This is a genomic window from Streptomyces sp. A1136, assembly GCF_004795055.1.
In the GTDB taxonomy this organism is placed as follows: Bacteria; Actinomycetota; Actinomycetes; order Streptomycetales; family Streptomycetaceae; genus Streptomyces.
Genome location: NZ_SSBJ01000006.1, coordinates 43,837 through 65,619 on the forward strand (window position 1 = coordinate 43,837; position 21,783 = coordinate 65,619).

The following is a 21,783-nucleotide window of genomic DNA, read 5'->3' on the forward strand; positions in this document are numbered from 1 at the left end:
GCCTCACTCCCAGCCGAGGGCGGTGCGGGCCGGGGCGGAGACGGCGTACAGCTCGTCGACGGCCCGCACCTCGAACCCGGTCGCGGGCTCCCGGCCGCAGCGGCTGACGGCGGGCAGGTACAGGGCCGTGCCGCAAGTGCCGCCGAGGAAGCGACGGTCGCCGCCGGGAAGCCGCCGGTGCAGCTCGTAGTGGCGGACGGGACCGGCCGCCCGACGCCAGGAGAGGCGCAGCTCGGCCGTACCGTCCCGCCGGGCGGAGGCGTCCACCCTCAGGGCGGCCGGGGCTCCCGGGGGCCGCCGGGCGGTGGCGTCGCGTACCGCCAGGGCACCGAGCCGCCAGAGCACCGGTCCGGTGCCGCGCGCGGTGATCCGTACGGCGATCGCGTACGCAGTCGTCCCGGCCGGTGCGTCGAGACTCGCCCGGGCGCGCAGCCAGCCCCGCCCGGCGCTCCGGGTCACGGTCGCCGGCCAGGTGTACGGGACCGGTTCGCCCGGAGCGGCCGGCTCGCGCAGGGCGATCCCGACCTCCACCCCCACCGGACCGGACCCGGCGGTGTGGACCAGTTCCACGGCGGTGGGGCCGGACAGGGGCAGACGGGTGGAGTGCAGGCCGATGACGACGGGCGCGGTGAGCGCGCCCGCCACGAGCAGGCTGGAGCCGCCGCGCCAGGCGTCGGCGAAGTCCAGGGTCACGGCGGGGCGCACCCCGTCGGTTTCCACGACCCAGCGGCGGCCCGGGAGCCGGTCCTGGAGCCCGAGATGGTTCCACGGCGCGTCGGAGGTGACCTTCCCGTCCTCGTACCAGCGCAGCCCGTGCCCGGTGTTGAAGGCGCAGGCGAAGGGCAGCGCCGCGACGGTCGAACGGTCCGCCACGGCGGTCGCCGGAGCCCGCCAGCCGGTTTCGGGCGCGGGTCGGGCCGGGTCGAGGGAGTCGCCGGTCCAGAAGCGGTCGTCGGCCCGGTGGAAGGCGTCGGGGGAGCGGTCGGAGAGGTGGCCGAGCGTCCACTCGGGCCGGTAGAAGCCGTAGCCGACGACGTGATCGCGCTCGCGCGGGATGACGGCGTCCCAGTCGACGGGCGTGTCCCAGCCCCGGGACTCGGTGTCCACCGCCGCCCACAACTCGTACGGGGAGCGCCCCAGTCGGGCGGCGAGCGCGCCGGAAGCGGCCAGGGAACGCGCGGTCCACCGGAAGTCGACGAACATCGTGTCCGCGACCCGACCGGCCCGGTCCTCGAAGAACTCCTGGTTGAGGGCGTCGAGTTCCCCCTGCCAGCCGACCCTCCCCGTGCTGTTCATCGCGTCGTACCAGGTGATCCGCAGGCCGTACGGCTCGCCCGCGGCGCGCAGCGCGCGCAGGAACCCCCGCATCCGGGTGGCCAGGACGCTGTCCCCTCCGTCGGTCTCGGCGTTCACGAACCAGCCGTCGAAGCCGTACGCGCGCGCCACTGCGACGAGCTTGGCGGCGATCGGGTACCGGCCCAGGGAGTCCCGTTGGACCAGGTCCCGGGTCCACCGGAGGTCACCGCCGTACGCGATGGGCGGCAGGAAGACGTTGCCCAGGACCCGGACCCCGTTGCGGTGGGCGGCGTCGACGACGGGGGCGTTCGGCGCGAGCACGATGCCCTCGCCGGCGGAGCCGCCCCAGAACACCAGCTCGTCGAGGTACGCCCAGTGGGTGAGGGCGTAGTAGTCGGCGGTCGCGGAGCCCTGGGAGGGGTTCCGCGCGGTCGGCGCGAAGGAGACCAGGGCGGAGATACGGGCCTGGTCGGCGCGGGCGTCCGGATGCGGCGGCACCGGCGTGAACCGCGGCGCGAGCGGGACGCACGAGGCGTTGTGGGCCAGGTCGGGGTCCGATTCGGGTGTCCACCCCGCGAGGGAGCGCCAGGTGATCCCGGGCCCGGGGACGCCGTCGGGCAGCGAGTCCGGGAACCAGTAGGAGGCGTACGGGGCCAATGCCGGGGGAGAGGTCGGGGCGGCCGGGGGAGAGGTGGGCGCGGTGGCGGCCCGGGCCGGGGCGCCCGCTCCCAGGAGCGCGGCCGCCCCGGAGACCGCCCCGCCGGCGAGCAGGCCGCGCCGGCTCGGACGGGCACGGGCGGCCGGGGTACGCGGGTCGGGGGTGCGCGAAATGGGGGTGCCGGGTGCGGGGGTGGGCGGGGTGGCGCTGCTGCCGGACTCGGGCACGGGGGCTCCTCGGACGGTGCGTCGGGGGCGGGTCGGGCGGTGCCGGTTCAGGCGGTGCGGGTGGGGCGGTGATGGCCTCAGGGTTACGGGTTCGGGGGTTGTGGGGTGCGGGCTTCGGGAGGTGCGGGCTCAGGCGGCGCCGGTGACGTCGTCCACGCGCAGTACCTCGGTGATGCCGCGCGCCCAAAGGTGTCCCGGGTCGTGGGCGAGGTCCGCCAGGACCACCGCCGGGCGCACCCCCCGCGCGGTCAGCGCGGCCCAGGCCTCGAAGAACGCCCCGCCCGGCCCGCACACCGACCGGTCGGGTGCGGCCTCCGCCCCGCCGACGTCGACGGCGAGGGCGGTCCTGCGGGGTGCGGGCCGGTGCTCGCGGCCCCGCCACAGGGCGGCCATCCGGGCCAGCGCCGCCCCGGCGGGTTTGATCCGGCCGTCGTTGGTGAGCAGGCCGAGGCCGTACTCCAGCTCCGGGAAGTCCGCGAGCTCCCGGGACACGTCGTGCGAGCACCACCAGGTCACCCCCCACACGTCCGCGCAGTCGAGCGCGTTCGTCACGGTGGCCTCCGTGAACCGCGCGGCCCGGTCGGGCGGCACCAGCGGGGCCGGCGCCCCCACTTCCTGGAGCCACACCGGCCGGTGGGGGTCCGAGGCCCAGGCCTTGGAGAGCTCGATCAGGTACGCCGCGTGGTGCTCGGTCGCCGTCCCCGCGGCCCCGTGGCGCTGCGCCGTGCCGTTGAAGACCCAGGAGTGCACCACGGTGGCCGCGCCCAACCGCGCCGCCTGGGCAGGGGTGAAAGGATGCCCGTCCTGGTACCAGGCGGCGTCGTACTCGGCGTGTACGTGGAACCCGCCGGGAGCGCCCTTGTCGCAGGCGGCCAGCATCCGCTCCAGCCAGCGGGCGGCCCCGGCCGGGTCGACGCGGTCGGGGTCGGGGTGCGGGGCGTCGGCGAACTGGTTGATCTCGTTGCCGATCGTCATGCCGAGGAAGTTCGGTCGGTCGGCCAGGGCGGCGGCCAGCGTGGTCAGGTACTCCTCCTGCGCGGCCACCACGTCCGGGTCGTGGAAGATGTTGCGTCGGTGCCAGGTCCCGGTCCACGCGGGCAGGAAGTCGAAGCTCGACAGATGCCCTTGGAGACCGTCCACGGCGACGTCCAGCCCGCGCTCGGCGGCCGCGTCGGCGAGCGCGACGAGCTGATCGACCGCGCGCGGCCGGATCAGTGTGCGGTTCGGCTGGAACACCGGCCAGAGCGGGAAGACGCGGACGTGGTCCAGGCCGAGGGCGGCGACCGAGTCGAGGTCGGCCCGTACGTCGTCGAGATCGAAGTCCAGCCAGTGGTGGAACCAGCCGCGCGCGGGGGTGTAGTTGACGCCGAAGCGCGGGGCGCGGACGGGCGGTGGAGGGGGGCGGTCGTCGGGCATGTGGGTCCCGGAGTTCGCAGGAGTTCAGCGGACTCCCCGCAAATTGCCGGGATTTGGGGGCGAAGTCAACAGGGTGATTCGCGCCGTGCGCGGACCCTGCGGTGACGTCCGCCCAACAAGCTTGTGCATTGCGGTACTTAAACGCTTCAGGCCTTACGGGCGGCGACGTGCGGGCCGGTCGCCCGGCCGCGCTAATGCGGTTCAGTCCTCATTCCGCCGGCGATTTCCTCGTGAACCTCCTTTGCAAGAGCCTTACTTCGTCGTCCGTCCCGAGCGTGTGACCCCTTCCTCCCGCCGCGATGTGGCCGTGGCACTCGCAGGCGCCTCGCCCGCGCCGGATCGCGTACGGTCCGGCCATCGCAGTTCGCGCCACCCCAGGAGGATGAGCCGGCCATGGCCCGCAGACCCACGATCAAGGACATCGCCCGTCGTGCCGGCGTGTCGGAGAGCGCCGTCTCCTTCGCGCTCAACGACCGGCCGGGCGTCTCCCGGGACACCCGGGCCCGCGTCCGGCGCGTCGCCGAGGAACTCGGCTGGCAACCCAACAGCGCGGCCCGGGCCCTGTCCGGGGCGCGCGCCGGTGTGGTGGGGCTGATCCTCGCGCGGCCCGCGCACACCCTCGGAGTGGAGTCGTTCTTCCTCCAACTCGTCTCGGGCATACAGGAGGTCCTGGCGGCCGGACGGATCGCGCTCCTGTTCCAGGTGGTGGAGGACATCGACGCGGAGTGCGCGGTCTACCGGCGCTGGTGGGCGGAACGACGCGTGGACGGGGTCATCGTCGTGGACCCGCGTACGCGGGACCCCCGGCCGGAGCTGCTGACCGGGCTCGGTCTCCCGGCGGTGATGGTCGGCGCGGCGGCGGCGACCGGGGCCGGGGCCGGGGCCGGGGCGGATATGGAGACAACCGCGCCGACGAGCCCGACGGACGATGGGGTGGGCGACCCGGTGGGCGGCGCGGTGAGCCGGGTTCCCGAGGGCGGCGCCGCTCGGGACGGCTCCGGCGCCCCGGCCGCCGCCCTGTCCACGGTGTGGGCGGACGACGCCGGAGCCATGACCCAGGTACTGGACCACCTCCACCGGCTCGGGCACCGCCGGATCACCCACGTCGCCGGCCTGCCCGGCCTTGCCCACACCGCCCGCCGAATGGCCTCGCTGCGTACCTGGTCCGAGCGGCACGGGCTGGGCCCCGGCCAGGTCCGATCGGTGGTGACCGACTACTCCGACGCGGAGGGCGCCGCCGCCACCCGGCGCGTACTCGCCGACCCGCGGCCGCCCACCGCCCTCGTCTACGACAACGACGTGATGGCGGTGGCCGGTGCCGCCGTCGCCGCCGAACTGGGGATACCCGTCCCCGCCCGGCTCTCCCTCGTGGCCTGGGACGACTCCGCCCTCTGCCGGGTCACCCACCCCCGATTGACCGCCCTGGTCCGCGACACGGCGGCCTTCGGCAGGCTCGCGGCCGAGGAACTCCTCGCCGTCCTGGCCGGGGGCCCACCGCGGGTCCGGGCGAGCGAGCTGCCCCGGCTGGAACCCCGGGACAGTACGGCGCAGGCCCCGGCCGCATACTGAACCCCGACCCCTTCCAGGAGAGCGCCGCCGTGACCACTCACCCCTCCGCCCCCTCCGCGCAGCCCGGCCGGGCCGACGGCCTCACCGTGGCGATCGACATCGGCGGGACGAAGATCGCCGGCGCGCTGGTGCACCCCGACGGCGCCATGACGGGGACCACCCGCCGCCCGACCCCGCGCGGGACCGACGCCGAAGGGGTGGTGGCCGCGGTCGCCGAAGTCCTCGCCGACCTCGCGCGCGACCCCCTGTGGCCCTCGGTGGTCCGCTGCGGCGTCGGCAGCGCCGGTCCGGTCGACACCTCGCGCGGCACGGTGAGCCCGGTCAACATCGGTGCCTGGCGCGACTTCCCCGTCCTGGACCGGGTCTCGGCGGAGCTGGCGGCCCACGGAGCCCGTATCCCGGCCGTGCTGGCGGGCGACGGCGTGGCCATGACGGCGGCCGAGCACTGGCTGGGCGCCGCGCGGGGCCACGCCGACGCCCTGTGCATGGTGGTCTCCACCGGTGTCGGCGGCGGCCTCATCCTGAACAACCGGCTCCACCCCGGACCCACCGGCAACGCCGGTCACATCGGCCACATCAGCGTCGCCTTCGACGGCGAACCGTGCGTCTGCGGCAGCCGGGGCTGCGTCGAATCCATCGCCTCCGGCACGGCCATCGCCCGCTGGGCCCTCGCCCAGGGCTGGACCCCCACCGCGGGCCAGGACGCCACGGCGGCGGGAGTGGCCGCCGCCGCCCGGACCGGCGATCCCGTCGCCGTCGCCGCCTTCGACCGGGCGGGCCGGGCCCTGGCCGCCGCCATCGCGGCCACCGCCACCCTCGTGGAGACGGGCATCACGGTCATCGGCGGCGGGGTCGCCGCCTCCGGGGACACCCTCTTCGAGCCGATCCGGCGGCACCTGGCCTCGTACGCGACCCTGTCCTTCGTACGGGGCCTCAAGGTGGTGCCCGCGAGCCTCGGTACCGACGCGGGCCTGATCGGCGCGGCCGCCGCGGCGACGATGCTGCTGGGCGGACCGGCCGGCGGCCCTACGGCTTGACCGAGCGGTAGTACCGGGCGGCGCCGTCGTGCAGGGGCAGCGGATCGGTGTAGATCGCCGTCCGCAGGTCCACCAGCTGCGCGGCGTGCACCTCGTGGCCGATCCGGTCGCGGCTGGAGATCACCGTCGCGGTGAACCGCTCCGTCAGCGCCGGACTGGTGTCGTCCCTCGTCACCAACAGGTTCGGCACCGCCAGCGTGGCCACCGACGAGGTGTTGCGGGCCCGCGCGTACGCGTCCTGCGGCATCACCGCCGATCGGTAGTAGCGGGACGGAGTGCCGCTGCCCTGGAGCCGGTCGACGAGGTCGCCCAGCTGGACGAGTCTGATCTCGAACCGCTCGGACAGTTCGCGCACCGCCGTGGTCGGCAGGCCGCCGGACCAGAAGAACGCGTCGATCCGCCCCGCCTCCATCTCCGCCGGCATGGTGTCGATGCCTATCGACACCGGCGTGATGTCCCGCTCCGGGTCCAACCCGGCCGTCGCCAGCAACCGGTCCGAGATCAACCGCACCCCCGAGCCGGCCTGGCCGACGGCGACCCGCTTGCCCTTGAGGTCCTTCGTCGACTGCACCGGCGACCCCGCGGGCACCACCAGCTGCACGTAGTCGTCGTAGAGCCGCGCGACTCCGCGCAGCCGCCCGGCTCCCGGCTTTCGGTCCAGCCGGTACTTGGCGACCGCGTCCGCCGTCGCGATGGTGAAGTCGGCCTCGCCGGCGGCCACCCGCTGCAGGTTCTGCTGGGACCCCTCACTGGGCTCCAGGCGCACCTTCATACCGGGCATGTCCGTCGCCAGCGCCTGTTGCAACAGGTCCCCGTACCGGTGGTAGACGCCGGTGGGCACCCCCGTGCTGAAGGTGATCTCGCCCCTGGGCTCCGGTTCCCCGAAGGGCCTCAGCCACCACACGGACAGCGCGAGGACGGCCAGCAGCGCCGCCAGGCCCCACAGGGCGCGACGCCGGCTCACGCGGGGCGGTACGAGGTGCACGCCGGCGATCCTGCCACCCCGCCCGGCGTCCTGTCACGGCCCGGCGGCACGGCGCGGGGCAGGACCGGTGCCCGGCGGCCCTCGGGGCCGGAGGGCCGCCGGGGAGCGCCTACCCTTGTTCCATGACCAGCAGCAGCGACCGGAGCACGGCAGTGGACGTCAAGGGAACTTACGAGGTGCGCACCTACGGGTGCCAGATGAACGTGCACGACTCCGAGCGACTCTCCGGTCTGCTGGAGGACGCCGGCTACACGCGGGCGCCGGAGGGCTCCGACGGTGACGCCGACGTGGTCGTGTTCAACACCTGCGCGGTCCGTGAGAACGCCGACAACAAGCTGTACGGCAACCTCGGCCGGCTCGCCCCGATGAAGACCAAGCGCCCCGGCATGCAGATCGCCGTCGGCGGCTGCCTCGCGCAGAAGGACCGGGACACCATCGTCCGGCGGGCTCCCTGGGTCGACGTCGTCTTCGGCACCCACAACATCGGCAAGCTGCCCGTCCTGCTGGAGCGCGCCCGCGTGCAGGAAGAGGCGCAGGTCGAGATCGCCGAGTCGCTGGAGGCCTTCCCCTCGACACTGCCGACCCGCCGCGAGTCCGCCTACGCCGCCTGGGTCTCGATCTCCGTCGGCTGCAACAACACCTGCACCTTCTGCATCGTCCCCGCCCTGCGCGGCAAGGAGGAGGACCGCCGCCCCGGAGACATCCTGGCGGAGGTGGAGGCCCTGGTCGCAGAGGGCGTCTCGGAGATCACCCTGCTCGGCCAGAACGTCAACGCCTACGGCTCCGACCTCGGCGACCGCGAGGCCTTCTCGAAGCTGCTGCGCGCCTGCGGGCAGATCGAGGGCCTGGAGCGGGTCCGCTTCACCTCCCCGCACCCGCGCGACTTCACGGACGACGTGATCGCGGCGATGGCCGAGACCCCGAACGTGATGCCGCAGCTGCACATGCCGCTCCAGTCCGGCTCGGACCCGATCCTCAAGGCCATGCGCCGCTCGTACCGCCAGGAGCGCTTCCTCGGCATCATCGAGAAGGTCCGCGCCGCGATCCCGCACGCGGCGATCTCCACCGACATCATCGTGGGCTTCCCCGGCGAGACCGAGGAGGACTTCCAACAGACGATGCACGTGGTGCGCGAGGCCCGCTTCGCGAACGCCTTCACCTTCCAGTACTCCAAGCGCCCCGGCACCCCCGCCGCGGAGATGGAGGGGCAGATCCCCAAGGAAGTCGTCCAGGAGCGCTACATGCGCCTGGTCGCCCTCCAGGAGGAGATCTCCTGGGAGGAGAACAAGAAGCAGGTCGGCCGCACGCTGGAGGTCATGGTCGCGGAGGGCGAGGGCCGCAAGGACGGCGCCACGCACCGGCTCTCCGGCCGGGCCCCCGACAACCGTCTCGTGCACTTCACGAAGCCGGACGAGGAGGTCCGCCCCGGTGACGTCGTGACCGTGGACATCACCTACGCCGCCCCGCACCACCTGCTGGCCGAGGGCCCGACCCGCTCCGTGCGCCGTACGCGCGCCGGGGACGCGTGGGCGAAGCGCAACGCGGCTCCGGCCCAGCCGGCGGGTGTCATGCTCGGCATCCCCACCCTGGGCGTCCCGGCCCCCCTCCCGGTGGCCACGTCGGGCTGCGCGGCACCCTCGGCCTGACACGGGGGGCGATCCGGCCGCGCCGGCTCGGGGTTCGGTTTCGGCTTCGACTGCCATACCGGCCCCGGCCTCGGCGCCGGTTCCGGCCGCGGCCCCGGTTTCGGTTTCGGCTTCGGCAGGAGAACGGCCGGCCCGCCCCCCGCGCCGCCCGGCGACGGCTAGGCTGCGGATCATGCTCGTAGCCGCCGCCGTCTGTCCCGCCCCGCCGCTCCTCGTGCCGGAGGTCGCCGCGGGGGCCGCCGCCGAACTGGACGGTGCCCGCACCGCCTGCTCCGACGCGCTCGCCGTACTGGCCGCGTCCCGCCCCGACCTGCTGGTCGTCGTGGGCGCCGCCGAGGCCGGGCAGGCCGGCCCGTATCCCCGGGGGTCCCGAGGGGACTTCCAGGGCTTCGGCGTGGACGTCGGTGTACGACTCGGCGAGGGCGAGGCCGAGGGGAAGGCGGACGGAGCGGACGACGGGAAGCGGCCGCTCCCGCCGGCCCTGGCCGTGGGCGCCTGGTTGCTCGGCCACGCCCGCTGGGGCGCCCCCGTCGAGGGGCTCGCGGTGGCGGAGTCCCTGGAGACCGAGGCGGCGCTGCGCGCCGGCGGGGAGCTCGCCGCCCGGGCTGACCGGGTCGCCCTGCTCGTCATGGGGGACGGCAGCGCCTGCCGCACCGTGAAGGCGCCCGGCTACCTGGACGAGCGGGCCGAGGGCTTCGACGCCGCCGCCGCGGCGGCCCTCGGCGCCGCGGACACCGCGGCACTCGCGGCCCTCGACGCGACGCTCGCCGCCGAACTCAAAGCCGCCGGCCGGGCGCCCTGGCAGGTCCTCGCGGGCGCCGCGCGGGGTGCGGGGCTCGACGGACGGCTGCTGTACGAGGACGCCCCCTACGGGGTGGGTTACTTCGTCGCCGCCTGGTCCTGAGACCTCGGGCTCCTGCCGCGACCCCGGTCCGGCCCGGAAATCCCCGGCCCGGAAATCCCCGGCCCGGGAATCTCCTGCCGTTCGAAGCCGGGCCGGTCCCGGACACGCGGAAGGGGTGCGCGGTCCTCAGGACCCCGCACCCCTTCACGGACCGCGTCAGGGAGCCTCCGGCGGCGTCGGCCCGCCGGAACCGTCCTTGTGGGCGATCTTGCCCAGGGCGCCCTTGGCCTTGCTCGTGCCACTCGTGATCCGGTCGCTGTACTTGCCCCTGGTCCTGGAGTCCACGGCCTTGGCCACCTTGTCCAGACCCTCACCGATCTTGCCCTCGTGCTGCTGGGCGAGGTCGCCGACCTTCTCCTTCGCCGGCCCGAGCCTGGCCTTCAGATTGTCCAGGAGGCCCATGGGTCGCCCTTCCCTCGCCGGTGCCTACGTACGGGCGCCCTCGCCGGTCTCGCTGTCCGCGGCGGCCTCAACCGACTGCTGCTTCGGGATCTCCACGGCCTCCGCCGCCTGACCCTCCGCCTCAGCAGGCACCGCCTCCGCTTCCTCGGGCGCGGCCGTCAGGGCCTCGGGAGCGGCCTCTTCGGTCGAACCCTGATCCTTACGGCCAAAAAACCGGCCAAAAACACCCATGTCTACTCCCATAAACGTTACTCGTGCGAGTGGGGTTCCGCCTCGGCCCGATCGGCCATTCCCGGGCGTGCCGGGCCCGGAACCCCGCCAAGGCAACGACCCCGACCGCATCCCGTCACGTCACTCGATCGGGTATCCGCCGCAGGGTTTGCGAGACTGTGGCAGTGAGGAATGCAGCCCCCGCCCCGCGGGTCATCGCCGTCGTCGGTCCCACCGCGGCCGGAAAGTCCGACCTGGGCGTAGCCCTGGCCCACCACTTCGGCGGGGAGGTCGTCAACGCCGACTCCATGCAGCTGTACCGGGGGATGGACATCGGCACCGCCAAGCTGACGCCGGAGGAACGCGAAGGCGTCCCGCACCACCTCCTCGACGTCTGGGACGTCACCGAGACCGCGAGCGTCGCCGAGTACCAGCGTCTCGCCCGCGCGGAGATCGACAAACTGCTCGCCGAGGGCCGTACGCCCGTCCTCGTCGGAGGCTCCGGGCTGTACGTCCGCGCCGCGCTCGACGCCATGGAGTTCCCCGGCACGGACCCGGCCGTACGGGCCCGGCTGGAGGACGAGCTCACGCTGCGCGGTCCCGGCGCCCTGCACGCCCGCCTGGCCGCCGTCGACCCCGACGCGGCACACGCCATCCTGCCCAGCAACGGTCGCCGGATCGTCCGGGCCCTGGAGGTCATCGAGATCACCGGGCAGCCGTACACCGCCAACCTCCCCGGCCACGAGTCCGTCTACGACACCGTCCAGATCGGTGTCGACGTGGCCCGGCCGGAGCTGGACGAGCGGATCGCCCTGCGCGTGGACCGGATGTGGGAGGCGGGGCTGGTCGACGAGGTCCGGGCGCTGGAGGCGAAGGGGCTGCGCGAGGGGATCACCGCCTCCCGCGCGCTCGGGTACCAGCAGGTGCTGGCGGCCCTCGCGGGCGAGTGCGGCGAGGAGGAGGCGAGGGCCGAGACCGTCCGCGCCACCAAGCGCTTCGCCCGCCGCCAGGACTCGTGGTTCCGCCGGGACCCGCGCGTGCACTGGCTCAGCGGAGCGGCCGCAGACCGCGGGGAACTCCCCGGACTCGCGCAGTCGTTGGTCGAACGAGCGGTCACAGCCTGATCACGTGATGGCATCGGGACGCCCCGTGCGCCCGTCTCGGCCTCTGGACCGTGCCATCATCAAACTGCTGAACAGCGGCGTACGAAGTCCGAGTGGGGAGGGCGCGTGGCTATGGAGGCCGGCCCTCGTGACACTGGGCGGGACGACACCGGGCGGGAAGCGGACCCGATGCTTCACAGCGGGACCGCGGAGTTCGCCGGGCGCGAGGAGCCCGCCGGGCCCGCGCCGGAGCCTGCCTCCGGGCCGGTGCCGCGCCAGGAGGCGCGGCCCGCCGGGGCCGACGCTCTCGACGTGCTCGGGCTGCCCGCCGATCCCGCGCGCCTGACCCCCGACGGCCCTGAAGCCCCGGACCCCGTCGCCGAGGGTGCCACCGGCCCCGAGTTCGAGGTCGAACTGCGCCCGCAGCGCCGCCTGCGCATCTGGCAGATCACGCCCATCGTGATGCTGGCCGCCTCCGGCTCGCTGATGTTCGCGTTCCCGCTCGCCTTCGAGTTCGGCGACGGCGGAGCCGTGGTCGCGATGCTCGGCTTCCTCATCAGCTGTTGCGCCGGCGGCTGGGGCATGATGGCCGCGCGCCGGGTCGGGTACTCCCTGCCCGGGCTTCCGCCAAGGGGCAGCGGCCGCGGCCCCGACTGGCGCATGGTCGCGCTGTACGCCCTGGTCGCGCTGGCCGTCGTGGCGCTGGCCGTGTACCGGGTGGCCCGACTGCGGTAAGGCCCCGTCCTCTACGATGGGCCGGTGACGCACACCACCCTCTCCTTCCTCAAGGGCCACGGGACCGAGAACGACTTCGTGATCGTCCCGGACCCGGACAACGCCGTCGAGCTGCCCGAGAGCGCCGTCGCCAAGCTCTGCGACCGGCGGGCCGGCATCGGCGCGGACGGAGTGCTGCATGTGGTGCGGTCCGCGGCCCACCCCGAGGCCTCTCACATGGCCGGCGAAGCCGAATGGTTCATGGACTACCGCAACAGCGACGGCTCCGTCGCCGAGATGTGCGGCAACGGCGTGCGCGTCTTCGCCCGCTACCTCCAGCACGCCGGCCACGTCGAGCCCGGCGACCTCGCCGTCGCCACCCGCGGCGGCGTCAAGCGCGTACACCTCGACAAGACCGGCGACGTCACCGTGTCCATGGGGCGCGCGGAACTGCCCGAAGGCGAGGTCACCGTCTCCGTGGGCGAGCGCACCTGGCCCGCGCGGAACGTGAACATGGGGAACCCGCACGCCGTGGCCTTCGTCGAGAGCCTCGACGACGCCGGGAGCCTGCTCACCGCCCCGCCGTACAGCCCGGCGTCCGCCTACCCCACGGGGGTCAACGTCGAGTTCGTCGTCGACCGCGGCCCCCGGCACGTCGCCATGCGCGTCCACGAGCGCGGCTCCGGCGAGACCCGCTCCTGCGGCACCGGCGCCTGCGCCGTCGCCGTGGCCGCCATCCGCCGGGACGGCGCCGACCCGGCCGTCACCGGCCGACCGGTCACGTACACCGTCGACCTCCCCGGCGGCACGCTCCTCATCACCGAACACCCCGACGGGCGCGTCGACATGACCGGACCCGCCGTCATCGTGGCTTCCGGGGAGTTCGACGCGGCCTGGCTGACCGAAACGGCTTTCGCCTGAAGCTTCCCTCTAATGGGTGATCCGTTTCACGCTGTGCGAGAGGTGGACTGCGCCACGTGGTGGGGTCGGTAACATCAGGCACCGGCCCTGAGGGCTCACCCCATGCCCACCACCGCCGGTCGAAGCCGCCGGAGGTTCCCATGAGTGCAGAGGCCACGAACCCCGAAGCACATCCCGAAGCGCGCCCTGAGCTGCGCAGACGGAGCCGGACCAGGCTTGACCTGCGTCGGCTCGGGCGCGCCGCCCTGCTCGGTCCGCCGTCCCGCGACCGACTCCCGGACGCCATCGGGCACGTCGCGGAGGCCCATCGTGCCCACCATCCGGACGCCGATCTGTCCATCTTGCGGCGCGCCTACCTCCTCGCGGAGACCTCCCACCGCGGTCAGATGCGCAAGAGCGGTGAGCCGTACATCACACACCCGCTCGCCGTCACCCTCATCCTCGCCGAACTCGGGGCGGAGACCACCACGTTGACGGCGTCCCTGCTGCACGACACCGTCGAGGACACCGAGGTGACCCTCGAACAGGTCCGCGCGGAGTTCGGCGACGAGGTGTGCTTCATCGTCGACGGCGTCACCAAGGTGGAGAAGATCGACTACGGGGCGGCCGCCGAACCTGAGACCTTCCGCAAGATGCTCGTCGCCACCGGCAACGACGTCCGCGTCATGTCCATCAAACTCGCCGACCGGCTCCACAACATGCGCACCCTCGGCGTGATGCGCCCCGACAAACAGGCCCGCATCGCCAAGGTCACCCGCGACGTCCTCATCCCGCTCGCCGAACGGCTCGGCGTCCAGGCCCTGAAGACCGAACTGGAAGACCTCGTCTTCGCGATCCTGCACCCCGAGGAGTACGAGCACACCCGCGCGCTCATCGCCGCGCACGCCGGCGAGAACGACCCGCTGCCCGCGATCGCCGACTCCGTACGCGCCGTCCTGCGCGACGCCGGCATCGCCGCCGAAGTGGTCGTCCGACCACGCCATTTCGTCTCCGTCCACCGCATCTCCCGCACACGCGGCGAGCTGCGCGGCTCCGACTTCGGGCGCATCCTCGTCCTCGTCGCCGAGAACGCCGACTGCTACGGGGTGTTGGGCGAACTGCACACCTGCTTCACGCCGGTGGTATCCGAGTTCAAGGACTTCATCGCCGTCCCGAAGTTCAACCTCTACCAGTCGCTGCACACCGCCGTCGCCACGCCCGACGGTCACGTCGCCGAAGTCATCGTCCGCACCCGGCAGATGCACCGCGTCGCGGAGGCCGGCGTGGTGGCACTGGGCAACCCGTACACCACCGGCGAAGCCGCCGACAGCGACGAGGAACGCGTCGATCCGACCCGTCCCGGCTGGCTGTCCCGCCTCCTCGACTGGCAGCAGTCCGCGCCCGACCCCGACACCTTCTGGACCGTCCTGCGCGCCGAACTCGCCCAGGACCGGGAGATCACCGTGTTCGGCGTCGCCGCCGCCGCCACCTCCCCGCGCGCCCTGACCCTGCCCGCCGGCGCCAGCTGTATCGACGCCGCCTACGCCCAGTACGGCGAGGCGGCCCACGGCTGTATCGGAGCCCGCGTCAACGGGCGCCTCACCTCACTGTCCTCCCGGCTCCGCGACGGCGACACCGTGCAACCGCTGCTCGCCCACGACGCCTCCTCCGGGCCGGCCGCCGACTGGCTGGACCACGCCACCACCCCCGCCGCCCGGATCGCCATCAGCAGCTGGCTCGAAGCCCACCCCGACGGCGCCGCGGCCACCACCACCGCAGCCGCGCGGGCCCCCCTGTCCGTCGTGGGCGCGCGCGGGGGCGGCGGCAACGCCGTCGCCGACCTGCCGAACGCGCACGTACGACTCGCCGGATGCTGCACCCCCGTGCCGCCGGACGCCGTCGCCGGGTTCGTCGTACGGGGCGGGGCCGTCACCGTGCACCGCGTGCACTGCCCGGCCGTGGCCCAGATGCGCGCCGTCGGCCGCACCTCGGTCGCCGTGCACTGGCGGGCCACCGCGGACTGCCGCGTCACCCTGGTCGCCGAATCGTTCGGCCGCCCGCACCTGCTGGCCGATCTGACCGAGGCGATCGCCCGCGAGGGGGTCGAGGTGGTGTCGGCGACCGTGGAAGCACCCGTCGAGCAGCGGGTCCGGCACACCTACACCCTCCAGCTCCCCGACGCGGCCGGACTCCCGGCGCTGATGCGGGCGATGCGCGACGTGGCGGGCGTCTACGACGTCAGCCGGGCGTAGCGGGCCCGGGCACTAGCGGGCCCGGGCACTCCAAGGCCCGGCGTAGGCCGGTCCCCGGCCCGGCGCCCTCGTTCGGGTGGCCCCGTCGCGCGCCGGTCGCAACGGGACGCCGGGCACTGGTAAGCGATGGTGGATGCAGCTCACCTCCCCCCGCCTGCGCGCCGCGCTGCTCGCCGCGGCCTCCCTCACCCTCGTCGCCGCGGTACTGCCGCCGCCGAAGGCGCTCGGCATCGGCGACCGCCTCTTCCCGGAACTCGGCAACCCCGGCTACGACGTCCTCTCGTACGACCTGTCCTTCACCTACAAGGACAACCACAGCCCGCTCGACGCCGTCACCGTCATCGACGCCCGGGCCCTGGAAGACCTCCAGCGCGTCAACCTGGACTTCACCCACGGCACCGTGGCCTCCGCCGAGGTCAACGGCGAACCCGCGCGCTTCGAGAGCGCCGGGGAGGACCTCGTACTGACCCCCGCGCGCCCGGTGGCGGCCCACACGCCGCTGCGCATCGTCGTACGGCACACCAGCGACCCGCGCGGCCGCGACGACGGCGGCTGGGTGACCACCGACGACGGGCTCGCCATGGCCAATCAGGCCGACGCCGCCCACCGGGTCTTCCCGAGCAACGACCACCCCGCCGACAAGGCGTTCTTCACCTTCCGGATCACCGCCCCGGACGGTCTCACCGCCGTCGCCAACGGCCTGCCCGCCACCCTCCCCGCACGACGCTCCGGACAGCCCACCACCTGGACCTACCTGACCGTGCACCCCATGGCGACCGAGCTCGCCCAGGTCTCCATCGGCACCTCTGCGGTGACCTCCGGCACCGGGCCGCACGGGCTGCCGCTGCGCGACGTGGTGCCGGCCGCCGACCGGCAGCGACTGGAGCCCTGGCTCAAGAAGACCCCCGAGCACATCGCGTGGATGGAGAAGCGGGTCGGCCGCTACCCCTTCGAGAACTACGGCGTGCTTATCGCCCGCGCCAAGACCGGCTTCGAGCTGGAGACCCAGACCCTCTCGCTCTTCGAGAGCGGCCTGTTCACGGCCAACACCTATCCCCAGTGGTACGTCGAGTCCGTCATGGTCCACGAGCTCGCCCACCAGTGGTTCGGCGACAGCGTGACCCCGCGCACCTGGTCCGACCTGTGGCTCAACGAAGGGCACGCGACCTGGTACGAGGCGCTGTACGCGGACGGCCTCGGCAAGTACTCCCTGGAGCGGCGCATGCGCGAGGCGTACCAGCGCTCCGACCAGTGGCGGGCTGCCGGCGGCCCTCCGGCGGCGCCCAAGCCGGCCCCGCCCGGGGAGAAGATCGGACTGTTCCGTCCCGTGGTCTACGACGGCTCCGCGCTGATCCTGTACGCCCTGCGCCAGGAGATCGGCGTCGACGCCTTCGACCGCGTCGAGCGGCGCTGGGTGGCCGAGCACGCGGACTCCACCGCCGGCACGGACGACTTCGTACGCCTCGCCTCACGCGAGGCCGGGCGGGACCTCGAAGCCTTCCTCAAGCCGTGGCTGTACGGCACGACGACCCCGCCGATGCCCGGACACCCGGAGTGGAGCGCGTCGGAAGCCCCGAAGACGGCCGGGACGGGAAAGACGGCCGGGGCCCCGAAGCCGGCCGAGCCGGGAAAGGCGGCCGAAACGGGAAAGAAGGGCGAAGCGGGGAAGAAGGGCGAGGCGGGGAAGAGGGGCTGAGGGCCGAAAAGCGTGTGACGGGCGCCGAACGGGCATGTCACCATCGACAGGCCGGTCCGCGGGGCCACGGGCCCCCGGGTCCGGGAATCTCCGGGCGGTGTGACACGTTGAACCTGACAGTGCTATGTCACGACCGTGTCATGTCACGCCTGGCGGCAGCCCCGGCAGTCGCCGTACGCGGACACATCCGAATCGACGTAAGGATCCAATGACCTCCTCTTCTTCCCCTTCCCAGGACGCGCGGGACGCACAGGACGTGCAGGACTCGCCGAGCTTCACCGAGAGCCTTCGGGCCGATGCCCTGATGGAAGAGGACGTCGCCTGGAGCCACGACATCGACGGAGACCGCGACGGCGACCAGTTCGAGCGCTCGGAGCGCGCCGCCCTGCGCCGCGTCGTCGGCCTCTCCACCGAACTCGAGGACGTCACCGAGGTCGAGTACCGACAGCTCCGCCTGGAGCGCGTCGTACTCGTCGGTGTCTGGACCTCCGGCACCGTGGACGACGCCGAGAACTCCCTCGCGGAACTCGCGGCGCTCGCCGAGACCGCAGGCGCGCTCGTACTCGACGGCGTGATCCAGCGCCGCGACAAGCCCGACCCGGCCACCTTCATCGGTTCCGGCAAGGCCCGCGAGCTGCGTGACATCGTCATGGAGAGCGGCGCGGACACCGTCGTGTGTGACGGCGAGCTCAGTCCCGGCCAGCTCATCGCCCTCGAAGACGTCGTCAAGGTGAAGGTCGTCGACCGGACCGCCCTCATCCTCGACATCTTCGCCCAGCACGCCAAGTCCCGAGAGGGCAAGGCGCAGGTCGCCCTCGCGCAGATGCAGTACATGCTGCCGCGGCTGCGCGGCTGGGGCGCGTCGCTGTCCCGACAGATGGGCGGCGGCGGCGGTGGCGGCATGGCCACCCGAGGCCCCGGTGAGACCAAGATCGAGACCGACAGGCGACGCATCCGCGAGAAGATGGCGAAGATGCGCCGGGAGATCGCGGAGATGAAGACCGGCCGCGACATCAAGCGGCAGGAGCGGCGTCGCAACAAGGTGCCCTCGGTCGCCATCGCCGGCTACACCAACGCGGGCAAGTCCTCGCTGCTCAACCGCCTCACCGGCGCGGGCGTGCTGGTGGAGAACGCGCTGTTCGCCACCCTCGACCCGACCGTGCGCCGGGCCGAGACGCCCTCGGGCCGGGTCTACACCCTGGCCGACACCGTCGGCTTCGTCCGGCACCTGCCCCACCACCTGGTCGAGGCGTTCCGCTCCACGATGGAGGAGGTCGGCGACTCCGACCTCATCCTGCACATCGTGGACGGCTCGCACCCGGCCCCGGAGGAGCAGCTGGCGGCGGTCCGCGAGGTCATCCGCGAGGTCGGCGCGGTCAACGTGCCCGAGATCGTGGTGATCAACAAGGCGGACGCGGCGGACCCGCTGGTCCTCCAGCGCCTGCTGCGCATCGAGCGGCACTCCATCGCGGTCTCCGCGCGGACCGGCATGGGCATCGAGGAACTCCTCGCGCTCATCGACACCGAGCTGCCCCGACCGGAGGTCGAGGTGGAGGCCCTGGTGCCGTACACCCGCGGCTCGCTGATCGCCCGGGCACACGCCGAGGGCGAGGTCATCTCCGAGGAGCACACCCCGGAGGGCACCCTGCTCAAGGCGCGGGTCCACCAGGAGCTGGCCGCGGACCTGGCACCGTACGTGCCGGCGAAGCACTGACGCCGCCGACACCGGCCGCACGACATGAGAGAGGGCCCCCGCCGACGCGGGGGCCCTCTCCGTCTTCGCCTACTTGAACTTGTTGCTCACCGCGGTGTACACGCCCTTGGCCTCCGGGCCCAACCGCGGACCGGCCAACCAACCCGCCTTGGCGGGACCGATCGACGTGTTCGACACCAGCGCGGGCTTGCCGTCCGCGCCCGCCGCGACCCAGCCGCCACCCGAGGAACCGCCGGTCATCGTGCAGCCGATGCGGTACATCACCGGGGCGGCCGCCGTCAGCGACAGCCGGCCGGGCTTGTCCGTGCACTGGAACGCACGCTGACCGTCGAACGGGGCCGCCGCCGGGTAACCCGTCGCCGTGATGCTCGCGACCTTCTGCACCGCCGGGGCCGCGAACTCCACCGGCAGCGCCGAGCCGACCGTCTCCTCCAGGGACTTGCCCGATCCCTTCTCCGGGGTCACGTGCAGCACCGCGAAGTCGTACGGGGCGCCCGCCCCGCCCGTCGGACCGCCCGTCGCGATCCACTGGTCCGAGGTCTGCGCCCAGTCGCTCCACCACACGCCGTACGGAGCCACCTGGTCCCGCGGTGCCCCCTTGAGCTGCGCCGCGGTCTTGCCCGCGTTGTTGTAGGAGGGGACGAAGGCGATGTTGCGGTACCAACCGCCGGCCTTGCCGGCGTGCACGCAGTGGCCCGCGGTCCAGACCAGGTTGGACTTGCCGGGGTGGGCCGGGTCCTTCACGACCGTCGCCGAGCAGACCATCGAGCCTTCCGGCCCGTCGAAGAAGACCTTGCCGGACGCGGGGACGTTGGCGTGGTACGGAGCGTCCGCCTGCTTCGCCACCACCGGTGCGGGGGTGGGGTCGGTGACGCCCTGGTCCTTGCCGGCGTCTGGGTCGACGGCCGGGGGCTGCGGCGTCTTGTCGGCGTCACGCATCCGGTCCGGGTCCCACAGGCCCTCGATGACCGGGTTGATGTAGTCGCCCGCCTCGCGGAGCCAGTCCTCCCGCTTCCAGTTCTTCCACGCACCCCCCTTCCACTTCTCCATGTCTATGCCGTGCTGCTTCAGCTTGTCCTTGATGTCGTCCGGGATCTTGATCCCGTCGGTGGAACCGGACGGCAGGCTGGCCGCCACGCTCGGCTTGGCGTCGCCGCCGGCCTGGTCGTCACCGGGCCCGCAGGCCGCGGCCGTCCACACGAGCGCGACCGCGCACAGCGTCGCGGTGACCGGTCGGTTCGGTCGCATGTCGTAAGTCCCCCTGGTGGTTCGAGGCGTTGAACGGGGTGCGGTGCTCCCGGCACGCCCCTTCGCGCGCCGCCGGCACAGCACCCCACTATGCCGCTGCGGTTCAGGACGACACAGGCCGGGGCCGCGGTTCCACTTCACGGGCCGTCTGCCACCGCGCGCCCAAGGATCTTCCGCCCACCCGTGATCCGTCGCCGTCACCGTCGTTGGTACGTACGGGGGATGGGGGAGCAGCGTTCCTGTTCGAGACGCAATCCGGACGAGAGTTCCGGACGGGAGGACCGACACTCGTGGCGTGGAGCGAGCCTTTGACCGAGCCGGCCGCAACCGAGGCCGAGACCCGGGGCGCGGTGGTGGGGCAGGACGCGGTGCAGCAGTCCGTCGTGCAGCAGTCCGTCGTGCAGCAGTCCGTCGTGGGGCAGGACGCGATGGGGCAGGGCATGGTGGGCCATGACGCGGTGGGCCATGGCGCGATGGGGCGTGGCGTGATCGCCGAAGGCATCCTGCGCCGGCAGTCCTCGCGGGAGTCCGCCGCGCGGACCTACGCACGCTCCCTGCCCATCGTCCCGGTACGCGCCCGGGGACTGACGATCGAGGGAGCCGACGGACGGCGCTACCTCGACTGCCTCTCCGGCGCGGGCACGCTCGCCCTGGGGCACAACCACCCCGTGGTGCTCGAAGCCATCCGGTCGGTGCTCGACTCCGGCGCCCCGCTGCACGTGCTGGACCTAGCGACCCCGGTCAAGGACGCGTTCACCACCGAGTTGTTCTCGACCCTGCCGCCCGCACTGGCGGCGGACGCCCGGATCCAGTTCTGCGGGCCCGCGGGGACGGACGCGGTCGAAGCGGCGCTCAAACTGGTCCGCACCGCCACCGGGAGGTCGGGACTGCTGGCCTTCACCGGGGCGTACCACGGCATGACGGCCGGGGCGCTGGAGGTATCGGGCGGGGCCTGCGACGTACGGGTCGTCCGGCTGCCGTTCCCGCAGGACCACCGGTGCCCGTTCGGGGTCGGCGGAGCCGAAGGGGAGCGGCTGTCGGCGCGGTGGACCGAGAGCCTGCTGGACGACCCCAAGGGCGGGGTGCCGACGCCCGCCGGGATGATCGTCGAACCGGTCCAGGGTGAGGGAGGGGTCCACCCCGCTCCGGACGGGTGGCTGCGCCGGATGCGGGAGATCACCGCCGCACGGGGCATCCCGCTGATCGCGGACGAGGTGCAGACGGGGGTGGGGCGCACCGGCGCCTTCTGGGGAGTCGACCACGCCGGGGTGGTGCCCGACGTCATGGTGCTGTCCAAGGCGATCGGGGGCAGCCTGCCGCTGGCCGTGATCGTGTACCGGGCGGAGCTGGACGTCTGGGCGCCCGGCGCCCACGCGGGCACCTTCCGCGGCAACCAACTGGCCATGGCGGCCGGAACCGCCACCCTGGCCTACGTCCGACGCAACGGTCTCGCCGAGCGGGCCGCCGTGTTGGGGGAGCGGATGCTGACGGTGCTGCGCGAACTCGCCGCCGCCCAGCCGTGCGTGGGGGACGTCAGGGGCCGCGGTCTGATGATCGGAGTCGAAGTCGTCGACCCCGACACCGGAGCCGCCGCCCCGGAGCTCGCCGCTGCCGTCCGTCAGGAGTGTCTGGACCGGGGCCTGATCGTCGAGCTCGGCGGCCGTCACTCCAGCGTCGTGCGCCTCCTGCCTCCGCTGACGCTGACCGACGAGCAGGCCGGGGCCGTCCTCGACCGGCTGACCGACGCCGTCCCCGCCGCCGCCCGCCGGCCCCGCTGACCTACCCCAAGGACCGCCCGATGCCCGA

Annotated in this window: 17 protein-coding genes; 11 read left to right on the plus strand and 6 right to left on the minus strand. The window is 73.4% G+C overall.

The window, feature by feature from the left end; genetic code table 11:
- Nucleotides 1-3 precede the first annotated feature (3 nt).
- Both E6R62_RS07575 and E6R62_RS07580 read right to left on the minus strand, forming a co-directional pair.
- Entirely contained in the window at nt 4-2,127 is a 2,124-nt protein-coding gene (locus E6R62_RS07575) for an endo-beta-N-acetylglucosaminidase (protein WP_136212702.1), read from the minus strand.
- A 183-nt stretch (nt 2,128-2,310) separates the two neighbouring features.
- Nucleotides 2,311-3,597 carry a glycosyl hydrolase gene (locus E6R62_RS07580; protein WP_136212539.1) on the minus strand — a complete coding sequence of 429 codons (1,287 nt, stop codon included), beginning with the start codon at nt 3,595-3,597 and terminating at the stop codon, nt 2,311-2,313.
- 393 nt (nt 3,598-3,990) lie between these two features.
- Between E6R62_RS07580 and E6R62_RS07585 the strand changes: the two genes are divergently transcribed.
- Both E6R62_RS07585 and E6R62_RS07590 read left to right on the plus strand, forming a co-directional pair.
- Nucleotides 3,991-5,166, plus strand: a complete 1,176-nt coding sequence (locus E6R62_RS07585) for a LacI family DNA-binding transcriptional regulator (protein ID WP_136212540.1) — start codon at nt 3,991-3,993, stop codon at nt 5,164-5,166.
- A 29-nt stretch (nt 5,167-5,195) separates the two neighbouring features.
- On the plus strand, nt 5,196-6,203 hold the full coding sequence (locus E6R62_RS07590) for an ROK family protein (protein WP_206308680.1): 1,008 nt from the start codon (nt 5,196-5,198) through the stop codon (nt 6,201-6,203).
- On the opposite strand, the gene E6R62_RS07595 is transcribed toward E6R62_RS07590, so the two are convergent.
- Entirely contained in the window at nt 6,193-7,149 is a 957-nt protein-coding gene (locus tag E6R62_RS07595) for a TAXI family TRAP transporter solute-binding subunit (protein ID WP_240801546.1), read from the minus strand. The two genes, E6R62_RS07590 and E6R62_RS07595, sit on opposite strands and share 11 nt — an antisense overlap.
- A gap of 161 nt (nt 7,150-7,310) precedes the next feature.
- Between E6R62_RS07595 and miaB the strand changes: the two genes are divergently transcribed.
- Together miaB and E6R62_RS07605 are read left to right on the plus strand one after the other, a co-directional pair.
- Nucleotides 7,311-8,834, plus strand: a complete 1,524-nt coding sequence (miaB, locus tag E6R62_RS07600; RefSeq protein ID WP_136212542.1) for a tRNA (N6-isopentenyl adenosine(37)-C2)-methylthiotransferase MiaB — start codon at nt 7,311-7,313, stop codon at nt 8,832-8,834.
- Nucleotides 8,835-9,006: 172 nt separating this feature from the next.
- The gene (locus E6R62_RS07605; protein ID WP_136212543.1) at nt 9,007-9,738 is read left to right on the plus strand and encodes a hypothetical protein; all 732 of its coding nucleotides are present in this window, start codon (nt 9,007-9,009) and stop codon (nt 9,736-9,738) included.
- A gap of 156 nt (nt 9,739-9,894) precedes the next feature.
- Here the strand turns inward: E6R62_RS07605 and E6R62_RS07610 are convergent, their stop codons facing one another.
- Together E6R62_RS07610 and E6R62_RS07615 are read right to left on the minus strand one after the other, a co-directional pair.
- Nucleotides 9,895-10,140 (minus strand): antitoxin, encoded by a 246-nt coding sequence (locus E6R62_RS07610; protein WP_136212544.1) that lies wholly within the window; start codon nt 10,138-10,140, stop codon nt 9,895-9,897.
- A 24-nt stretch (nt 10,141-10,164) separates the two neighbouring features.
- A complete protein-coding gene (locus tag E6R62_RS07615; protein WP_136212545.1) occupies nt 10,165-10,371 on the minus strand; it encodes a gliding motility protein in 207 nt (68 codons plus the stop codon).
- A 164-nt stretch (nt 10,372-10,535) separates the two neighbouring features.
- Between E6R62_RS07615 and miaA the strand changes: the two genes are divergently transcribed.
- From miaA to hflX, 6 genes are all read left to right on the plus strand, one after another.
- Nucleotides 10,536-11,474: a tRNA (adenosine(37)-N6)-dimethylallyltransferase MiaA gene (gene miaA, locus E6R62_RS07620; protein ID WP_136212546.1), complete on the plus strand. Its 939-nt coding sequence runs from the start codon at nt 10,536-10,538 to the stop codon at nt 11,472-11,474.
- 168 nt (nt 11,475-11,642) lie between these two features.
- Nucleotides 11,643-12,188, plus strand: coding sequence for a hypothetical protein (locus E6R62_RS07625; protein WP_240801534.1), 546 nt, complete (start codon nt 11,643-11,645; stop codon nt 12,186-12,188).
- A gap of 24 nt (nt 12,189-12,212) precedes the next feature.
- The gene (gene dapF / locus E6R62_RS07630; protein WP_136212547.1) at nt 12,213-13,088 is read left to right on the plus strand and encodes a diaminopimelate epimerase; all 876 of its coding nucleotides are present in this window, start codon (nt 12,213-12,215) and stop codon (nt 13,086-13,088) included.
- A gap of 140 nt (nt 13,089-13,228) precedes the next feature.
- Nucleotides 13,229-15,319 (plus strand): bifunctional (p)ppGpp synthetase/guanosine-3',5'-bis(diphosphate) 3'-pyrophosphohydrolase, encoded by a 2,091-nt coding sequence (locus E6R62_RS07635; protein ID WP_136212548.1) that lies wholly within the window; start codon nt 13,229-13,231, stop codon nt 15,317-15,319.
- Between the two features lie 133 nt (nt 15,320-15,452).
- Nucleotides 15,453-17,015 carry a M1 family metallopeptidase gene (locus tag E6R62_RS07640; RefSeq protein ID WP_136212549.1) on the plus strand — a complete coding sequence of 521 codons (1,563 nt, stop codon included), beginning with the start codon at nt 15,453-15,455 and terminating at the stop codon, nt 17,013-17,015.
- Between the two features lie 208 nt (nt 17,016-17,223).
- Nucleotides 17,224-18,729 carry a GTPase HflX gene (gene hflX, locus E6R62_RS07645; RefSeq protein ID WP_136212550.1) on the plus strand — a complete coding sequence of 502 codons (1,506 nt, stop codon included), beginning with the start codon at nt 17,224-17,226 and terminating at the stop codon, nt 18,727-18,729.
- Nucleotides 18,730-18,798: 69 nt separating this feature from the next.
- Here the strand turns inward: hflX and E6R62_RS07650 are convergent, their stop codons facing one another.
- Nucleotides 18,799-19,977, minus strand: coding sequence for a serine protease (locus tag E6R62_RS07650; RefSeq protein WP_136212551.1), 1,179 nt, complete (start codon nt 19,975-19,977; stop codon nt 18,799-18,801).
- Between the two features lie 440 nt (nt 19,978-20,417).
- Between E6R62_RS07650 and E6R62_RS07655 the strand changes: the two genes are divergently transcribed.
- Nucleotides 20,418-21,755, plus strand: a complete 1,338-nt coding sequence (locus tag E6R62_RS07655; protein WP_206308688.1) for a diaminobutyrate--2-oxoglutarate transaminase family protein — start codon at nt 20,418-20,420, stop codon at nt 21,753-21,755.
- Nucleotides 21,756-21,783: the final 28 nt, after the last annotated feature.

Excerpts from the sequence above, each read along its gene's own strand:
- E6R62_RS07655 (WP_206308688.1), top strand. The coding sequence starts at position 20,418 with ATGGTGGGCCATGACGCGGTGGGCCATGGCGCGATGGGGCGTGGCGTG.
- E6R62_RS07640 (WP_136212549.1), top strand. The coding sequence starts at position 15,453 with ATGCAGCTCACCTCCCCCCGCCTGCGCGCCGCGCTGCTCGCCGCGGCC.
- miaB (WP_136212542.1), top strand. The coding sequence starts at position 7,311 with ATGACCAGCAGCAGCGACCGGAGCACGGCAGTGGACGTCAAGGGAACT.
- E6R62_RS07585 (WP_136212540.1), top strand. The coding sequence starts at position 3,991 with ATGGCCCGCAGACCCACGATCAAGGACATCGCCCGTCGTGCCGGCGTG.
- E6R62_RS07625 (WP_240801534.1), top strand. The coding sequence starts at position 11,643 with ATGCTTCACAGCGGGACCGCGGAGTTCGCCGGGCGCGAGGAGCCCGCC.
- E6R62_RS07615 (WP_136212545.1), bottom strand. The coding sequence starts at position 10,371 with ATGGGTGTTTTTGGCCGGTTTTTTGGCCGTAAGGATCAGGGTTCGACC.
- hflX (WP_136212550.1), top strand. The coding sequence starts at position 17,224 with ATGACCTCCTCTTCTTCCCCTTCCCAGGACGCGCGGGACGCACAGGAC.
- E6R62_RS07650 (WP_136212551.1), bottom strand. The coding sequence starts at position 19,977 with ATGCGACCGAACCGACCGGTCACCGCGACGCTGTGCGCGGTCGCGCTC.
- E6R62_RS07580 (WP_136212539.1), bottom strand. The coding sequence starts at position 3,597 with ATGCCCGACGACCGCCCCCCTCCACCGCCCGTCCGCGCCCCGCGCTTC.
- E6R62_RS07610 (WP_136212544.1), bottom strand. The coding sequence starts at position 10,140 with ATGGGCCTCCTGGACAATCTGAAGGCCAGGCTCGGGCCGGCGAAGGAG.
- E6R62_RS07605 (WP_136212543.1), top strand. The coding sequence starts at position 9,007 with ATGCTCGTAGCCGCCGCCGTCTGTCCCGCCCCGCCGCTCCTCGTGCCG.
- E6R62_RS07635 (WP_136212548.1), top strand. The coding sequence starts at position 13,229 with ATGAGTGCAGAGGCCACGAACCCCGAAGCACATCCCGAAGCGCGCCCT.